At 71.9% G+C, this 16,225-nt stretch carries 18 protein-coding genes; 10 read left to right on the forward strand and 8 right to left on the reverse strand.

Annotated features, from left to right (window positions below; all coding sequences use genetic code 11):
* Positions 1-12: 12 nt before the first annotated feature.
* From AB0K34_RS09240 to AB0K34_RS09250, 3 genes are read right to left on the reverse strand one after another with little or no spacing between them, the layout of a single operon-like run.
* Positions 13-858, reverse strand: a complete 846-nt coding sequence (locus AB0K34_RS09240) for an ABC transporter permease (RefSeq protein WP_138640225.1) — start codon at positions 856-858, stop codon at positions 13-15.
* The gene (locus AB0K34_RS09245) at positions 851-1,681 is read right to left on the reverse strand and encodes an ABC transporter ATP-binding protein (RefSeq protein ID WP_364546876.1); all 831 of its coding nucleotides are present in this window, start codon (positions 1,679-1,681) and stop codon (positions 851-853) included. The genes AB0K34_RS09240 and AB0K34_RS09245 overlap by 8 nt, the downstream gene beginning before the upstream one ends.
* Positions 1,678-2,736, reverse strand: coding sequence for an ABC transporter substrate-binding protein (locus AB0K34_RS09250; RefSeq protein WP_301175023.1), 1,059 nt, complete (start codon positions 2,734-2,736; stop codon positions 1,678-1,680). Before AB0K34_RS09250 ends, AB0K34_RS09245 begins: the two co-directional genes overlap by 4 nt.
* A 169-nt stretch (positions 2,737-2,905) precedes the next feature.
* Here AB0K34_RS09250 and AB0K34_RS09255 point away from each other — a divergent pair, with 169 nt between their 5' ends.
* Positions 2,906-3,808, forward strand: coding sequence for a TauD/TfdA family dioxygenase (locus tag AB0K34_RS09255; RefSeq protein WP_138640228.1), 903 nt, complete (start codon positions 2,906-2,908; stop codon positions 3,806-3,808).
* A gap of 57 nt (positions 3,809-3,865) precedes the next feature.
* On the opposite strand, the gene AB0K34_RS09260 is transcribed toward AB0K34_RS09255, so the two are convergent.
* On the reverse strand, positions 3,866-4,345 hold the full coding sequence (locus tag AB0K34_RS09260) for a carboxymuconolactone decarboxylase family protein (RefSeq protein WP_364546881.1): 480 nt from the start codon (positions 4,343-4,345) through the stop codon (positions 3,866-3,868).
* Positions 4,342-5,421 carry a dihydrodipicolinate reductase gene (locus tag AB0K34_RS09265; RefSeq protein ID WP_364546884.1) on the reverse strand — a complete coding sequence of 360 codons (1,080 nt, stop codon included), beginning with the start codon at positions 5,419-5,421 and terminating at the stop codon, positions 4,342-4,344. Before AB0K34_RS09265 ends, AB0K34_RS09260 begins: the two co-directional genes overlap by 4 nt.
* Positions 5,422-5,594: 173 nt before the next feature.
* Between AB0K34_RS09265 and AB0K34_RS09270 the strand changes: the two genes are divergently transcribed.
* From AB0K34_RS09270 to AB0K34_RS09280, 3 genes are all read left to right on the forward strand, one after another.
* Positions 5,595-7,226 (forward strand): GMC oxidoreductase, encoded by a 1,632-nt coding sequence (locus AB0K34_RS09270; RefSeq protein ID WP_364546887.1) that lies wholly within the window; start codon positions 5,595-5,597, stop codon positions 7,224-7,226.
* A gap of 393 nt (positions 7,227-7,619) precedes the next feature.
* On the forward strand, positions 7,620-8,513 hold the full coding sequence (locus AB0K34_RS09275) for a DMT family transporter (RefSeq protein WP_138640232.1): 894 nt from the start codon (positions 7,620-7,622) through the stop codon (positions 8,511-8,513).
* On the forward strand, positions 8,510-9,379 hold the full coding sequence (locus AB0K34_RS09280) for a DMT family transporter (protein WP_138640233.1): 870 nt from the start codon (positions 8,510-8,512) through the stop codon (positions 9,377-9,379). The genes AB0K34_RS09275 and AB0K34_RS09280 overlap by 4 nt, the downstream gene beginning before the upstream one ends.
* On the opposite strand, the gene AB0K34_RS09285 is transcribed toward AB0K34_RS09280, so the two are convergent.
* Positions 9,357-10,388, reverse strand: a complete 1,032-nt coding sequence (locus tag AB0K34_RS09285; RefSeq protein WP_364546891.1) for a hypothetical protein — start codon at positions 10,386-10,388, stop codon at positions 9,357-9,359. The two genes, AB0K34_RS09280 and AB0K34_RS09285, sit on opposite strands and share 23 nt — an antisense overlap.
* A gap of 64 nt (positions 10,389-10,452) precedes the next feature.
* On the opposite strand from AB0K34_RS09285, the gene AB0K34_RS09290 reads away from it, so the two are divergent.
* Positions 10,453-11,163 carry a polysaccharide deacetylase family protein gene (locus tag AB0K34_RS09290; RefSeq protein ID WP_364546893.1) on the forward strand — a complete coding sequence of 237 codons (711 nt, stop codon included), beginning with the start codon at positions 10,453-10,455 and terminating at the stop codon, positions 11,161-11,163.
* Between the two features lie 117 nt (positions 11,164-11,280).
* On the opposite strand, the gene AB0K34_RS09295 is transcribed toward AB0K34_RS09290, so the two are convergent.
* Entirely contained in the window at positions 11,281-11,694 is a 414-nt protein-coding gene (locus tag AB0K34_RS09295) for a hypothetical protein (RefSeq protein ID WP_364546896.1), read from the reverse strand.
* A gap of 461 nt (positions 11,695-12,155) precedes the next feature.
* A complete protein-coding gene (locus AB0K34_RS09300) occupies positions 12,156-12,380 on the reverse strand; it encodes a hypothetical protein (RefSeq protein WP_138642277.1) in 225 nt (74 codons plus the stop codon).
* A gap of 146 nt (positions 12,381-12,526) precedes the next feature.
* Between AB0K34_RS09300 and AB0K34_RS09305 the strand changes: the two genes are divergently transcribed.
* From AB0K34_RS09305 to AB0K34_RS09325, 5 genes are all read left to right on the forward strand, one after another.
* Entirely contained in the window at positions 12,527-12,865 is a 339-nt protein-coding gene (locus AB0K34_RS09305; protein ID WP_364546899.1) for a TraR/DksA C4-type zinc finger protein, read from the forward strand.
* 121 nt (positions 12,866-12,986) lie between these two features.
* Positions 12,987-13,319, forward strand: coding sequence for a metalloregulator ArsR/SmtB family transcription factor (locus AB0K34_RS09310; RefSeq protein WP_364546902.1), 333 nt, complete (start codon positions 12,987-12,989; stop codon positions 13,317-13,319).
* A complete protein-coding gene (locus AB0K34_RS09315) occupies positions 13,316-13,780 on the forward strand; it encodes an SRPBCC domain-containing protein (protein WP_364546904.1) in 465 nt (154 codons plus the stop codon). The genes AB0K34_RS09310 and AB0K34_RS09315 overlap by 4 nt, the downstream gene beginning before the upstream one ends.
* A complete protein-coding gene (locus AB0K34_RS09320; protein ID WP_364546907.1) occupies positions 13,777-14,103 on the forward strand; it encodes a dihydrofolate reductase family protein in 327 nt (108 codons plus the stop codon). The genes AB0K34_RS09315 and AB0K34_RS09320 overlap by 4 nt, the downstream gene beginning before the upstream one ends.
* Before the next feature lie 316 nt (positions 14,104-14,419).
* Positions 14,420-16,210 (forward strand): hypothetical protein, encoded by a 1,791-nt coding sequence (locus AB0K34_RS09325; RefSeq protein ID WP_364546909.1) that lies wholly within the window; start codon positions 14,420-14,422, stop codon positions 16,208-16,210.
* Positions 16,211-16,225: the final 15 nt, after the last annotated feature.

The following is a 16,225-nucleotide window of genomic DNA, read 5'->3' on the forward strand; positions in this document are numbered from 1 at the left end:
AGCCGGGCGGGGTCAGCGCGCGTCGGTGCGCCACCGGGTGAACCGGCGCTCGATCAGCACGAGCAGGTAGTTGAACACGAGCCCGAGCGCCGAGATGGTGAGGATCCCGGCGTACATGTCGGGGATCGCGAAGTTCTGCTGGGCGGAGCCGATCAGGAAGCCGAGGCCCTCCTTGGCGCCGACCATCTCCGCGACGATCATCACGAGCACCGAGATCCCGCCGGCCAGCCGGATGCCGGTGAACACCGACGGCACCGCGGCGGGCAGCACGACCTTCTGGAAGATCCGGGCGGCGGGCAGCCCGAGCGACCGCGCCGACTTGACGAGCGTCGCGTCGACCGTGCGGACCGCGCTGATCGTGTTGAGCAGGATCGGCCACGTGCACGCGTACAGCACGATCGCGATCTTCGAGGTCTCGCCGATGCCGAGGACGAGGATGAAGACCGGCAGCAGCGCGATCGCGGCGGTGTTGCGGAACAGCTCCAGCAGCGGGTTCAGCAGCTCCGCGACCGGCCGGTACCAGCCGATCAGCAGCCCGAGCGGCACCCCGACGGCGATCGACAGCCCGAAGCCCGCGAGGGCGCGGACGAGGCTGGCCTCGGTGTTGCTCCACAGCTGGCCGCTGCGGGCGAGGTCCCACAGCGCCGGGAGGACGTCCGACACCGGCGGCAGGAAGACCGGGTCGACGAGCTGGGCGCGGGGCGCCAGCTCCCAGACGGCGAAGAACGCGATGACGGCGACCGAGCGGCGCAGGGCGGTGCCCGCGAGCGCGGTGGCGCGGCGGCCGGTGCGGCGCGGCGGGGGCGCCGGCGCCTCGGGCCCGGCGGTGAGGACGGGGGCCTCGACGGTGCTAGCCACGGCGGGCCTCCTCGCGCGGCGCCGGGACGGCCGGGGCCTGCGCCGCCCGCACCTCGTCCTTCAGCAGCGACCAGACGCGGTGCCGGTGCGCGGCGAACTCGGGGCTGGAGCGCAGGTCCTCGTGGGCGTCGCGGGGGCCGAGGTCGATGTCGACGACCTCCTTCACCCGGCCGGGCCGCGAGGTCAGCACCGCGACGCGCCCGCCGAGGTAGACGGCCTCGTCGATGCCGTGGGTGATGAACACGACGGTCTTGCCGGTGGCCCTCCAGATGCGCAGCAGCTCGTCCTGGAGGGAGTCGCGGGTCTGGGCGTCGAGCGCGGCGAACGGCTCGTCCATGAGCAGCACCTCCGGGTCGTAGGCGAGGCTGCGGGCGATCGCGACGCGCTGCTTCATGCCGCCGGACAGCTCGTGCGGGTAGCGGTCCTCGAAGCCGGACAGGCCGACGAGGTCGAGGTGGCGGCGGGCGATGCCGGCGCGCTCGCGGCGGCGCAGCCCCTTGGCCTCCAGCCCGAACTCGACGTTGCGCAGCGCCGTCCGCCACGGGAACAGGGCGTACTGCTGGAAGACGACGGCCCGGTCCAGGGCGGGCCCGGTCACCTCGGCGCCGTCGATCGCGACGCGCCCGGCGGTGGGCCGGGCCAGGCCGCCGATCAGGTCGAGCAGGGTGGACTTGCCGCAGCCGGACGGGCCGACCACGACGAGGAACTCGCCCTCGGCGACGTCGAGGTCGACGCCGTCGAGCGCGGTGAACGCGCCGCCGCCGCGGACCGGGAAGGTCTTCCCGACCCCGGAGAGGCTGATCTTGGTCGCGGGCCCGGTCATCGCGGGACGCCTCCGTTCGCGTACGGGTTGAACTCGTTGGTGTAGAGGTCGCGGGGCGGGACGCCGACCTCGCGGATCTGGCCGACGTCCTTCAGCCAGCGGCTCCAGACCGAGAACTCCCGGTCGCTCATCAAGCCGCCGCGCCCGGCGACGCCGAGCGACTTCCAGTACTTGAGGGCGTCGGCGTTCTCGTTGCGGCCGCGCGCGGTGAGGATGCGCGTCTGCCGGGCGATGACCTCCGCGCGCGGCGCCGTCCGGGTCCACTCGATCGCGCGGGCGACCCCGGCGGTGAAGGCCCGCACGGTGTCGGGGTTGCGCTCGATGAAGTCGTCGCGGAACACGTAGGACCCGGCGGTGAACGGGCCGAGGAAGTCGTAGTCGCTGAACACCGCGCGGACGCCGCCGGCGGCGAGGGCCTTGTCCTGGAAGATGCCGCTGAGCGCGGCGACGTCGATCTGCCCCTGGCGCAGCGCCTGCTCCAGGGAGACCGGCGGCACCGCCAGCGCCTCGACCTTCCGGACGTCGGCGGGGGCGACCCCGTTGCGCCGCAGGTAGAGGTCGAGGACGGCCTGGGCGTGGCCGCCGAGGGTGTTCATGCCGACCTTCGTGCCGATGAGGTCGCGCGGCCCGCGGATCGGGCTGCCGTCCAGGACGAAGAAGCCGTTGTAGGTCTTGCGGTCGGTGCCGTAGTAGCCGATGACGGACGTGAGCGGCGCGCCGGACTCCTGCAGCTTGACCGAGGCGCCGTTGAAGGCGCCGCCGAACGCGACCTGGCCGGTGGCGGCGCTCTGCACGTCCTGCGGGCCGCTGATGGTGTTGCCGATCCACTCCAGCTTCACCTCGCCGAGGTAGCCGAGGTCGGCGGCGAGTTCGGGGAGGATCACCTGTCCGGTCCAGCCCTGGTAGCGCAGGGTGCCGGTGCGTTCGGCACCGCCGCCGAGCGCGCGGCCGCAGGACGCGGTGAGCGGCACGGCGGCCGCCGCGACCGCGAGCGCGGACAGGAGCCGTCTTCTCGTGGGGTCGGGGTACGGGCGTGGGGAGGCGATGGAGGACACACCGTGACTATGACCTCTATTTCCTACTAAGTCAATCGGAATAGTTGCTTTTTGCGCGGGGTCGTGTTTCGCTACCGATCGGCGGGTCCGCACGGCACCGCTCCGGAGCACCCCCGGTGCGCCCCCGGACCGCCGCTCCGTTGACCGTCCGTCCCCCAGGAGGTGGGCAATGTCCGAGTTCGACATCCGCAAGATCGGCGGCCGCATCGGCGCCGAGGTCGTCGGCGTCGACGTCCGCGAGCTGACCGGCGCGCTGTTCCGCGAGATCCAGGAGGCCCTGCTGGAGCACAAGGTGCTGGGCTTTCGCGGCCAGGACCTGACCGACGACGACCAGATCGCCTTCGCCGCCCGCTTCGGGCCGCTCACCGGCGCGCACCCGACCGTCCCGGCGGCCGACGGGCACCGCGAGATCCTGCCGGTGGACAGCGAGTCGGGGCGGGCGAACCACTGGCACACCGACGTCACGTTCGTCCAGACGCCGCCGAAGATCAGCACCCTGCGCAGCCTCGTCATCCCGCCCTTCGGCGGGAACACGCTGATCGCCAACACCGGCGCCGCGTACCGGGACCTGCCGGAGGAACTGCGCCTGCTGGCCGACCGGCTCTGGGCCGTGCACACCAACGACTACGACTACGTGAAGCCCCCGAACAGCGGCGCCGACCCGGAGAAGTCGGCCGAGCACCGGAAGGCGTTCGTGTCACGGACGTGGAAGACCGCGCACCCCGTCGTCCGCGTCCACCCCGAATCGGGCGAGCGGAACCTGTTCATCGGCGGGTTCGCGCAGAGCGTCGTCGGGCTGCCGCCGCGCGAGGGCCGCACGCTCCTCGACCTCTTCCAGCGGTACGTGACCCGGCCGGAGAACATCCTGCGCTGGGCGTGGGCCCCCGGCGACCTCATCGTGTTCGACAACCGGATCACGCAGCACTACGCGTCCGACGACTACGGCGACCTGCCGCGGCTGCTGCACCGCGTCACCGCCGCCGGAGACGTCCCGGTCGGGGTGGACGGGCGGGAGAGCTACCGCGTCGAAGGCGACGAGGCCGCGCACTACACGCCGTCCGCCGCCGCTTGAGCCGGACCGTCCGCGAACCAGGGCCCGGGGTAGGGGTGACCCCGGGCCCGCCCGGTCTCAGGGCTTGGGCAGGACGCACATGGCGTCCAGGCCGAGCACGTGGTTGAGGCGGCCGAACGCGAGCCACGAGCCGATGCACATGCTCAGCTCGACGATCTCGCGCTGGTCGTACTGCGCGGTCATGCGCTCCCAGAACTCCTCGTCCAGGCCGTGGTGGTCGAGGACGTAGCGCTCGGCGTACTCGGCGGCGAGGCGCGTCCGGTCGTCGAAGGCGTCGGTGGTGCGCCAGTCGGTGACCGCGTCCGCGAACTCCTCCTCGACCTTCCGGCCGTCGCGCTCGGTCCGCCAGTCGAGGCAGAACAGGCACCCGTTGAGCTGCGCGACGCGCAGCCGGGCCGCCTCGAACTCGCGGAGCCCGAGGGTGGTGTGCTCGTACACCGCGAGCGACAGCCGGGACGCGGCGGGGCCGATGCCGGGCACCAGCTCGCCCCACGCGTACTGGATCGGGTCCTTGCCGTCGGGGACGTCGAGGTTCATGCGCGGGTGCCTCCGAGCCTGCCCGCCGCGGGGCGCAGCGGGACGTCGAGCGCGTCGTAGAGTCCGGGTTCGGCGTCCACCAGCCAGTCGATCGCGCTGACGAGCCGCCCGACCGCGGTGGCGTTGCCGCCGGCGGCGCGGTTGCCGTGCTCGTCGGTGGCCTCGACCGTGACCTCGATGCGCGGGTTGCCCTCGATGATGACGCGGTGGGCGCCGTCGCCGTCCGGCGGCATGGGCCAGTCGGGCGCGCACGACGGGTGGATGCGGGTGACGTGCTCCACGACGATGCGGGGCTCGCCCTCCACGATGCCCTGCACCTCGAACCGGACCGCGCCCTGCGTGCCCTTCTCGAAGTCGCCCATGGACGCGGTGGTGATGGTCTCGTCGAGCGGACGCCGGTCCAGGGTTTCGCGGACCTCGTCCAACTCGACGCCGAGCGCGCGCGCCATCAACCTGACCTGCCCGCCCCACACCATGGTCGGGACGGTCGCCGCCAGCATGGGCGGCTCGTAGTCCATGGGCTGGCCCATGCCGACCAGGTAGCGGACGGAGTCGGGCTGGTCGTAGGTGGAGTAATCGAAGATCTCCTGGCAGCGGACGACGTCGATGACCCCGCCCAGGCCGCTGATCATCAGCGGCAGGACGTCGTTGCCCCAGCCCGGGTCGACGCCGGAGACGAACAGCGAGCCGCCGCCCTCGGCGATGGCGTCCAGCACCGCCTCGCGCATCTCGGCGGGCGCGTTGCGCTGGTCGTAGAGGGCGTACAGCGCGGGCGTGACGACGACGGCGCCGGCGCGGATCGCCCGCAGGATGTCGGCGAGCGCGTCGTCCGGGCGGATGTCGCCGGACGCCGCGTAGACGACGGCCTGCGGCCGGGCGGCGAGGACGGCGTCGATGTCGGTGGTCGCCGCGACGCCGAGCCCGCGGCCGAGGCCGGCGAGGTCGCCCGCGTCCCGTCCGGCCTTGCCCTCGTCGTGGACGATCACGCCGGTGAGTGTCAGCGCCGGATGGGCGTCGACGGCGCGCAGGGCGAGCCGCCCCACGTTGCCGGTGCCCCAGACGATCGCGGAGATCATGGGCGGAATGTAACAAAGCCCGGGTCCGTTGCCAAGCAAGCACTTGGTTAACTGCCTGTGACCTGGCAACACGTGTGCGTGATGGTTCGTAAGTTACTTTTGCGTAGCTAGTGACTTCCCTCGCCGGTCGATATAGAACCTGTTTCAATCTCAGCGACAGTGAGGGAGGTCACATGACCGATTCCATCATGCCCAACGGGAGTCTCGGCGGCGTTTCCCGCCGCGGGTTCCTTGTTGGAACCGGTTCCATTCTGGGGCTGGGGCTGATGGGCGGCACCGCTGCGTCCACCGCCTCGGCGGCCGGCCCGATCGGCGACGGCGCGCACGTCCCGGTCCTGATCATCGGCACCGGCTACGGCGGCTCCGTGGCCGCGCTGCGGCTCGCCCAGGCGGGCGTCGACGTGCACATGGTCGAGATGGGGATGGCCTGGGACACCCCCGGCTCGGACGGCAAGATCTTCGCCAACACCCGGTCCCCCGACTACCGGTCGTTCTGGCTGCGGACGCGCACCAAGCAGCCGCTCAGCAACTTCCTCGGCTTCCCGATCGACAAGGACGTCCCCCGCTACACCGGGATCCTGGACGCCGAGGAGTTCGCCGGCATCACCGTCTACCAGGGACGGGGCGTCGGCGGCGGTTCGCTCGTCAACGGCGGGATGGCGGTGACGCCGAGGCGCTCGCGGTTCAGCGGCGTCCTCCCCTCCGTGGACGCCGACGAGATGTACGGCGTGTACTACCCGCGCGCCAACGCCGGGCTCGGCGTCAACAACATCGACCGTGCCTGGTTCGACAGCACCGACTGCTACCAGTACGCGCGGGTCGGGCGGAAGCACGCCGAGCGCTCGGGGTTCGAGTTCGTCTACGTCCCGAACGTGTACGACTTCAACTACATGAAGCAGGAGGCCGCGGGCGCGGTGCCGAAGTCGGCGCTGGCGGCGGAGATCCTCTACGGCAACAACGCCGGCAAGAAGTCCCTGCAGCAGACCTACCTGGCGCAGGCCAAGGCCACCGGCCGCGTCTCCATCTCACCGCAGCACCGGGTGACGTCGGTGTCGCCCGCGTCCGGCGGCGGCTACACCGTCGCCATCGAGCAGATCGACACGACCGGCGCCGTCACGGGCACCAAGACGGTGAAGGCCGACCGGGTGTTCTTCGCGGCCGGCAGCGTCGGCACCAGCAAGCTGCTGGTCAAGCTGAAGGCGACCGGCGCGCTGCCGGCGCTGAACGGCGAGGTCGGCAAGGGCTGGGGCGACAACGGCAACGTCATGTGCGGCCGCGCCAACCACCTCTGGGACCCGACCGGCAGCCTCCAGTCGTCCATCCCGACCGGCGGGATCGACAACTGGGACGCCGGCGGCGCGTTCGCCGAGGTCGCGCCGCTGCCCACCGGCATCGAGACCTGGGCCTCGTTCTACCTGTCGATCACCAACACCCCGCACCGGGCCGAGTTCTCCTGGAACGCGGCGGCGGGCCGGGTGGACCTGAACTGGCAGACCGGCTGGAAGCAGACCAGCATCGACATGGCCAAGTCGATCTTCGACAAGATCAACAAGAAGGAGGGGACGATCTACCGGACCGACCTCTTCGGCGCCTACAAGATCTGGGGCGACCACCTCACCTACCACCCGCTCGGCGGCGCCGTGCTGAACAAGGCCACCGACAACTACGGCCGGCTGCGCGGCTACTCCGGCCTCTACGCCATCGACGGGTCGCTGATCCCCGGCAACACCAGCGTCAACCCGTTCGTGACCATCACCGCGCTCGCCGAGCGCAACATCGAGAAGATCATCGCCACCGACCTGTGACGACGCGCTAGCGAGATCCGGCCACGGGCGCGTGTGGCCGGACAGTCATCTCCAGGGCCGCTCAGGAGCAGACGGGGTCAGCCCCCGCGCCCCGGCCCCGGCCGCGCAGGCGCCGCTCCACGGCACCCATGGCGGATTCCCCTTCACTTGGACGGGCGGCGGCGTCGGATTGTCGATCGCGTAACCGGGTAACGCCTGATCATCGGGGGTGCGGCCGTCGTGGGCCGGGCTCAGCGGGACCACCGAGGCGAGACGGTCGCGACGAGGGCGGTGAGGGCTCGGATGCGCAGGGTGCTCCGCCGGCGGACCCCCGTCTTACGTACCGTCCAGTCGGTTCGTGGAGGGTGAGAGGCCGGATCCGGACGGGTCGCTCGGGGGAGATCGTGGACGCGGATGAGCATTCTCGGCATGGCCATCGCCGTCGTGGCGGCGGCCTTCATCGGGCTCGGGTTCGTGGCGCAGCAGCACGCGGCGTTCCGGGAACCGCTGGAGGAGATCCTGCATCCGCGGCTGCTGCTGGACCTCGTGCGCAGCCGGCTGTGGCTGACCGGCATCGCCTCGATGATCGTCGGCCAGATCATCTTCGCGTTCGCGCTGAACATCGCCGACGTCGCCGAGGTCACCCCGGTGCTCACCGTCAACCTGATCTTCGCGCTGTTCGCCGCGCACGTCATCTACCGGGAGCGGCTCGGCCGCAACGAGTGGCTGGGGTCGCTGCTGCTGACCGGCGGCGTCGCGCTGTTCCTCGGCATCGGCGTGCCGCACGGCGGGGCCCTGCCGGGCGTGCACTCGCCGCGCTGGCTCGCGGGCGGGGCCGTGCTCGCCCTCGTCGCCCTGTGCGCGTTCGGCGGCCTGCACCGGGACCTGCGCGTCCGCGCGATGCTGCTGGCCTGCGGCGCCGGGCTGCTCTACGGCCTCCAGGACACACTGACCCGCAGCGTCCTCCTCGTCTCCGACGAGGGCTTCGGCCGCATCTTCGTGACCTGGCAGCCCTACGGGCTGGTGTTCATCGGGGCGCTCGGGCTGCTGTTCGCGCAGAGCGCGTTCGACGCGGCGCCGCTGCGGATCTCGCTGCCCGCGACGACGGCGGCGGAGCCGCTCACCGGCATCGCGCTCAGCATCGTGATCTTCGGGGAGCGGGTCCGGCTGGAGGTCTCCGACCTCGCCCTGGAGTCGCTCGGGCTCGCGGCGATGGTCGCGGGCATCGTCGTCCTCGGCCAGTCCCCGTACCTCGGCAAACCCGGCGAACGCGCCGCGGCGCCGCCTGACGGGGTGGAGTGCCAGTGATCCCCGTCGTCCTCGCGCTGCTCGCCGGAGCCTCCAACGCCCTCGCGTCCGTCCTCCAGCGCCGGGTGGCCAAGGCGGCGCCCGAGGCGGACGCCTTCAAGCTCGCGCTCATCCTCGACCTGCTGCGCAGCCCGATGTGGCTCGGCGGCATCGGCGCCCTCATCGCCGCGTTCGTGCTGCAGGCGGCGGCGCTGTCCATCGCGGGGCTGTCGCTCGTCCAGCCGCTGCTGGCCGTCGAACTGCCGTTCACCATGATCCTCATCGCGTTGCTGCCGCCGCGCGGGCTGACCCGCGTGCCGTGGACGGCCGTCGTCCTGCTCAGCGTCGGGCTGGCCGTGCTGCTGTTCGCGCTCTCCCCCGACGAGGGCTACCACCTGCCGAGCGGATCCGCCTGGATCATCGCGACGACCGGCACGGCCGGCTGCGTCGCCGCGCTCATCGCGCTGTCCTGGCTCATCCGCGGGCCGGTCCGCGCCGTCCTGCTCGGCATCACGACCTCGATCGGGTTCGCGCTGACCGCCGCGTTCATGAACACCGCCACGCACGACTTCGAGCGCGGGCTCCGCGCCGTCGTCACGTCCTGGCAGCTCTACGCCATGGCCCTCGCCGGACTCGGCAGCCTCTTCCTGCTGCAGAACGCGCTGCAGAGCGGCACCCTCGTCGCCGTGCAGCCCGCCCTCACCATCTCCGACCCCGTCGCCAGCATCATCCTCGGGGTCTACCTGTTCGGCGAGAACGTCCGCGGCGGACCGTGGGTCCTGCTGGAGGCGGCCGGCATGGCGCTGCTCCTCCTCGGCAGCATCGGCATCGCCCGATCCCCGCTGCTGCACGAGGAGCACGACGTCAGCCGAGCGCCGTCTGGATGACCCGCTCCGCGGGGGCGGCCCGCAGCAGGCCGGCCGCCGTCCGCGCCCGGGTCCGGCGCTCCGCGTCGTCCTTGAGCCGGTCGAGCTCCCCGACCAGCTCGCCGGGCGTGCGCGCGTAGCGGCTCAGCCCGGCGCGCGCCATCGCCGCCGCGCCGTCCCGGCCGTGCCCGGGGATCGGCCGGTAGGAGATCACCGGCAGCCCGCACGCGAACGCCTCCCGGCAGGTCAGCCCGGCCGCGTTGTCGATCAGCGCGTAGGCGCCCGCCATCAGCTCCGGCAGGTCGTCCCGCCAGCCGAGGGCGGGCCCGTAGACGCGTTCGCGCAGCCGCTCGTTCCGGCCGCACAGCACCACCGGCACGTACCGGCCGGACGCGGCGAGGTGCTGCGCCGTCTCCACCACCCGCCCGACGCCCCAGGCGCCCGCCGAGATCAGCACGATCCGGTCGTCCGGCCGGGCCCCGACCTCGTCCCGCAGCAGGCCCGACGCCGCCCGCCTGCGGCGGAACGCGGGGCGCACCACGGGCGCGCACCGGGTCGCCGGGCGGCCCGTCCGCTCCGCCACCGCCTGCGCGGACCCCTCGTCCGGGCACAGGTACCGGTCGTTGCCGGGATGCAGCCACATCCGGTGGACGGCGAAGTCCGTGACCAGCACCAGCGACGGCACCTCCAGCCGCCCGGTCTCCCGCAGCCGCCCGGCCGCCTGCGCCGCGACGTGGAACGTCGACACGACCGCGTCCGGCGGCAGCTCCCGGAGCCGCGCGTCCAGCCGCCGCGCGATCAGCGCCGTCAGCGGGGACGCGGGCGGCGGGCGCCGGGACACGAAGAACGCCCGGTAGATGCCCTCGTACAGCCACGGCGCCGACCGGACCATGCCCTCGTACATGTGCCGGAGGCCCTTCCCGAGCCGCAGCGGGACCAGGTCGAGGACGTCCAGGACGGACGCCTCCACCCCCTGCACCGCCATCCGCCGGGCCAGCTCCGCGGCGACCGCGTCATGCCCGGCCCCCATGCCCGCTGTCAGAATTAAGAGTCGTTTGCCCATTAATTGAACTCCCCCCGGTGAAACTGATCTCATGTCCCGCCGCGTGCCCGCCGCCCTGACCGCCGCCCTGCTGGGTCACGCCCTGCCCGCGGCGACCTGGCTCCCCCCGGTGCGGCGGCTCACGCCCCGCGTCGCCGGCCGCGGCGGCCCCCGCCACGTCGCCCTCACCCTCGACGACGGCCCCGACCCCGGCTCCACGCCCCTCTTCCTGGACGAGCTGGCCCGCCTCGGCTGCCACGCGACGTTCTTCGTCCTCGGCGCGATGCTGCGGCGCGCCCCGTCCCTCGGCCGCCGCATCGTCGCGGACGGGCACGAGATCGCCGTCCACGGCTGGCACCACGACAACACCCTCACGGCCCGCCCCGGCCGCACGTCCGCGGGCATCCGCGACACCGTCCACCTGGTCGAGGACGTCTGCGGCGTCACCCCGTCCTGGTACCGGCCGCCGTACGGCGCCCTGAGCACGGAGGCCCTCTTCGCTGCCCGCCGCAACGGCCTGCGTCCCGTCCTGTGGACGGCCTGGGGCAAGGACTGGACGGCGTCCGCGACCCCCGAGTCCGTCTTGCGCACCCTGGCACCGGGCCTCGAAGGCGGAGCGACTCTCCTCCTGCACGACAGCGACGTCACCTCGGCCCCCGGCGCCTGGAAGGCGACCCTGGCCGCCCTGCCCGAGGTCGTGACCAGATGCCGCGCCACCGCCCTGACCGTCGGCCCCCTGCGCGACCACGGAGTGCGCCCGTAACTCCCCCTGTCACAGGGCTACTACTCCCCCGGCATCCGCCCTCTATGTGAAACCACCAGCCGTTTCATGGCGAGCCCGACGACCCCCGAGGGGCCTGACGGCCGGTTCAGGGGAAGATCACGGCGTTCCGGCCGGGCGACGGCCGTCCGCCGGCGCCCCTCCGCGCGGAGCCGGGTCGAGCAGCATGTGCCGCGGCGGCTTCGCGACGAGCAGAAACGGGACCGCGAGCAGCGCGATCAGCGGAACTGAGGGCCCGTGCTCCTCCCCTAGGACGAGGATCACGGCGGCGAGTGTTCCGATGACCCCGGCGGCCCACACCCCGAACGCGACGCGCCGCGCCCCGCTGGGACGGCGCCCGCCGAGCGCCGCTGCCGTCGCCAGCGCAAGAACGGCCGAGTTGACGAAAGCCGTACCGACCGCGACGAAGAACGGCGCGAAGACCACCGGAACGTCGCCGTCCAGCGCACCGACCAGCCCGACCGCCGCCGAAATAACGGCGAACGTCACGTACCGGAAGAGTTGGATCCACATGAACCTGCGGCGATTCCCCGGATTCCGCTGAACCGCACGCCGCGAAAGAGAGAACACGGCGCCTAGCCGGTCACGACACCGGACGGAGGCCACTGCCTGCCCGGCGCCCCAGCCTGCCGCGGCGACCGCACCGGCGAACACCGCGATCGAGAGCGCCGCGTTACCGAGTGCGGGGAGGTCGGCGCGTGTCCCACAGAGCCCCCATTTCAGTCAAGGCGAGACCACCCCTTGTGAATTGATTGGTCAAACTAGCACTCACCATTTGATGTGTCCACTAAGCCGGGTTCGTTTCCGGCATATCAGTCACCCGAAATAGGGCAATAGTGCCCGAGCCTGTAACCACCGCCACGCCGGTCAACTCGGCCGGATGCGCTGTTCCTTCTGATCGCTCTGGGGACCAGGCGGTCGGCGTGCGGCAGCCCGCCCGGGCGGTGATCGCCCGGGCGGGGTGCGGTGCCGCGTCAGAGCCGCTGCTTGAGCATCTCCTTGCCCTGCTCGGCGCCCTTGCGGCTCTCGCCCTGCGCCCGCCGGAAGAAGTCCGCCAGCTCGACGTCGCCGTCGCGCTCGGCGTCCTCGATGTAGGTGTCCAGCCTGAGGGCGTTGCTCAGGCACTGCTCCACGAACCAAGTGATGTTGTAGTCCTTGTCCTTGGTCCCGGTGACGTGGCCTGTCTCTTGAGCAGCCATGTTTCCTCCCCCAATAGCGCTTCGCTCCGCGCCTACCCCATATGTCCGCCTCTATGTAGACGAGCACCCGTTTCATCCCTCCCGGCCGCCGGGCCCGGTCCGCCGCCGTCCGGAATGGGGCGCGGCGCGGCGGGCGTTGAGGAGTGATGACCACGGCGGAAGAACGGCTGATCGCGGATCGCGACGCGCTCCTGAAGCTCATGGCGTCGCTGCGCGTCGACTGGGACGGCGTCGTCGAGGCGTCGGCGCAGACCGGGGTGGACGACGAGCACGACCCCGAGGGCGCCACCATCGCCTTCGAACGCTCCCGGATCGAGTCGTCCCTGAGCAGGGCAGAGGCACAGCTGGCCGACATCGAGAGCGCGCTTGACCGGCTCCGCGACGGTACTTACGGCGCCTGCGAGCGCTGCGGCGGCCCGATCGGAGCGGACCGCCTGGCCGCCCGCCCCGCCGCCCGCACCTGCATCACCTGCGCCGCCGCCTGACTCGGACGGCGCGGGGCGTTCGAGCCGCCGGAGCGGTGGATGATCGCCCCTGGCAGCCGCCCTGATGCGCCTCGATAGTTAGCTCTTGCGCTAACTGTAGACGCTGGTAATACTTAGCCGTATGGCACAGTATTCGGCGGAGTTGGACGGGGTGTTCGTGGCGCTCGCCGATCCGACGCGGCGGGCCGTGGTGCGGCGGCTCGGGGGTGGGCCGGTGAGCGTCGGGGATCTCGCGCGTGAGTTTCCGATGACGCTGCCGTCGTTCATGAAGCACGTGCGGACGCTCGAAGCGAGCGGGCTCATCCGGACGGCCAAGGCCGGGCGGGTGCGCACGTGCACGCTCAACCGGGAGCGGCTCGTCCTGCTGGACGAGTGGCTCGCGGAGCAGCGCCGGATCTGGGAGGAGCGCACCGACCGCCTCGAACAGTTCGTCACTGATGTGGAGGAGCAATGAACCCTGACCTTGATCTTGCGTTGGAGCGGGTCATCCGGGCGCCGCGCGCGGTCGTGTGGAGCGCATGGACGGATCCGGCGCGGCTTGAGCAGTGGTGGGTTCCTGCTCCCAGCCGGTGCCGGGTGGAGCGGCTCGAGCTGCGGGCCGGCGGGGCGTTCGTCACCCGGTTGAGCGACGGGGGCGAGTTCGGGCCGCACCTCGATGCCTGCTTCCTCGACGTCGAGGAGCGGCGGCGGATCGTGTTCACGAACGCGATCGACAGCACGTGGCGGCCCGCGCGGCCGGCGCCGGTCGCGATGACGGCGGCGATCACGCTGGACGACCATCCGGACGGGACGGATTACCGGATGCTCGTCCGGCACGGGGACCCCGACGCCCGGGCGCGGCACGACAAGCTCGGCTTCGCCGACGGGTGGGGGACGGTCGCCGGGCAGCTCGCCGCGCTGGTGGAGGGGTCGTGAAGGTCACCGTCACCGAGTTCGTCACGCTCGACGGGGTCTACCAGGGGCCTGGGTCGCCGGACGAGGACACCAGCGGCGGGTTCGCCCGTGGCGGGTGGCTCGTCCCGCACATGGACGGGACGTTCGTCCGGCGCGCGTCCGATTGGCTCGATCTCGCGGACGGTCTGCTCCTCGGGCGGCGCACCTACGAGGCGTTCGCGCGGGACTGGCCGCGGATCACCGACCCGGACGACCCGTTCGCCGAGCGGATGAACGCGCTGCCGAAGTACGTCGTGTCGAACACGCTGGCCGAGGGGAGCTGGGGGCCGGGCGGCGGCTGCTGAGTGGTTCCGGGGATCCGGCCGGGCTGCGGCTCGTCCGGCATGAGGCGACGGCCAAGGGCTGCTGCTGCTCGAATACGAGGCGGCCGGGCGGGCGCTGCGGGCCGAGTACGAGGGCGTCGGCGCGCTCGTCTGAGGCGGGGGCAAGTGGTGCGCTTCCTTCGGGCAAACGCCCTCAGAGCAGGGTCAATGCGGTGGAGATTCTGCGATTCGGCAGAGCCAATGATCGTTGTCCGGGGCTGGCCGGGCGGCGCGGCGGCGGGAAAGCCCGGGTCCCGGGCGGTCACGCTCCGTCACCGAACGCCCGGGAGGGACCCGCATGACGCAGACCATGGGCCGCCAGGCCGTCGAGTACACCGAGCGCGCCTGGCAGGACGGCGCCAGGCCCGGCCAGCAGGTGTGGGGGGCGCCGCCGCCGTTCGCGCCCGATCCGAGTGACTTCGTCCTGGACGGGCGCGGGGTGCCGCCGGACCGGCGGGACACGGTGCTGCGCCGCCTCGCCGCCTACCTCGCGGACCGCCGCGACCGGATGCTCGGCTACCAGGTCACCGAGGACATGGACGCCTACCAGCGGGACATCGGGCAGTTCCTCACCAGCCACATCAACAACATCGGCGACCCGTTCCAGGAGAGCGGCTACAAGGTCAACTCCAAGGTCGTCGAGCAGGCGGTGCTGTCGTACCTCGCGCGGCTGTGGCACGGCAAGCCCTACGACCCGCGGGACAAGGACTCGTGCTGGGGATACGTCCTGAGCATGGGCTCCACCGAGGGCAACATGTACGCCCTGTGGAACGCCCGCGACTACCTCTCCGGCAAGCGGCTGCTCGGTGAGGGCGAGGGCGCCGGCAAGGAGACCGCGGTGCGGTACACCACGCCGTCCGAGGCGCCGGAGAACCCGAACGCGTACTCGCCGGTGATCTTCTATTCGGAGGACACGCACTACTCGTTCGCCAAGGCCGTCCGGGTGCTGGACCTGCCGACGTTCAGCGAGATGGGGCGCGCGGAGTATCCGGACGACTGTCCGCTCGGCGGCCCCTGGCCGGACGAGGTGCCGTCCGCGCTGCCGTCCGATGGGAAGCCCGACGAGCAGTTCCCGTCGTTCGGGCCCGGGTCGGTGGACGTCGACAAGCTGGCGCAGCTCGTCCGGTTCTTCGCGTCCAAGGGGCATCCGTGCATCGTCAGCCTGAACTTCGGGAGCACGTTCAAGGGCGCCTACGACGACGTGCGGGCCGTCTGCGACAAGCTGCTGCCGATCTTCGCCGAGTACGGGCTGCTGAAGCGCCGGGTGCCCTACGGGGAGGACGACCATGACGTCCGGCGCGGGTTCTGGATCCACGTGGACGGCGCCCTGGGCGCCGCGTACGTGCCGTTCCTGGCCAAGGCCGCGCACGATCCGCGCTACGAGTACGTGCCGGAGGTGCCCGTCCCCGAGTTCGACTTCGGGCTGACGTCCACGGCCCCCGGCACGAACGAGGCGGTGGACATGGTGTCGTCCATCGTGGTCAGCGGGCACAAGTGGATGGGCGCGCCGTGGCCGTGCGGGGCGCTGATGACCAAGACCAAGTACCAGATGCAGCCGCAGGACAATCCGGAGTACATCGGCTCGCTGGACACCACGTTCGCCGGATCCCGCAACGGCCTGTCCCCCATCGTGCTGTGGGACCACATCGCCCAGCACCCCGACGACCGGCAGATCGCGCTCAGCATGCACGCGCAGCGGTTGGCGTCCTACCTGGTCGAGAAGCTCAGGCGGCTGGAGCACCGGCTGGAGCACCAGTTCGGGCCCGGCGGCCTCTGGATCGCCCGCACGCCGCTGGCGATCACGGTGCGGTTCCGCCGCCCGAACCCGGCGCTGGTGGCCAAGTGGTCGCTGTCGACCGTCACCATGCGGATGCGGCCCACCGATCGGGACCCGCGCCATCTCGCGCACATCTTCCTGATGTCGTCGGTGACGGAGGCGAAGATCGACGCGTTCGTGGCGGACCTGCACGCGCCCGACGCGTTCGACCTGAACGCCTCCCTGCCGATGGAGCTGGCCATGCCGACGGTGACGTTCGACGGTGAGAGCCTCAGCGGCGAGACCCCGTACGCGGAGCGCGGCTTCGCCTGACGGCCGGGAGCGGAG

It is taken from the genome of Actinomadura sp. NPDC049382, assembly GCF_040677125.1.
GTDB lineage: Bacteria > Actinomycetota > Actinomycetes > Streptosporangiales > Streptosporangiaceae > Spirillospora > Spirillospora geliboluensis.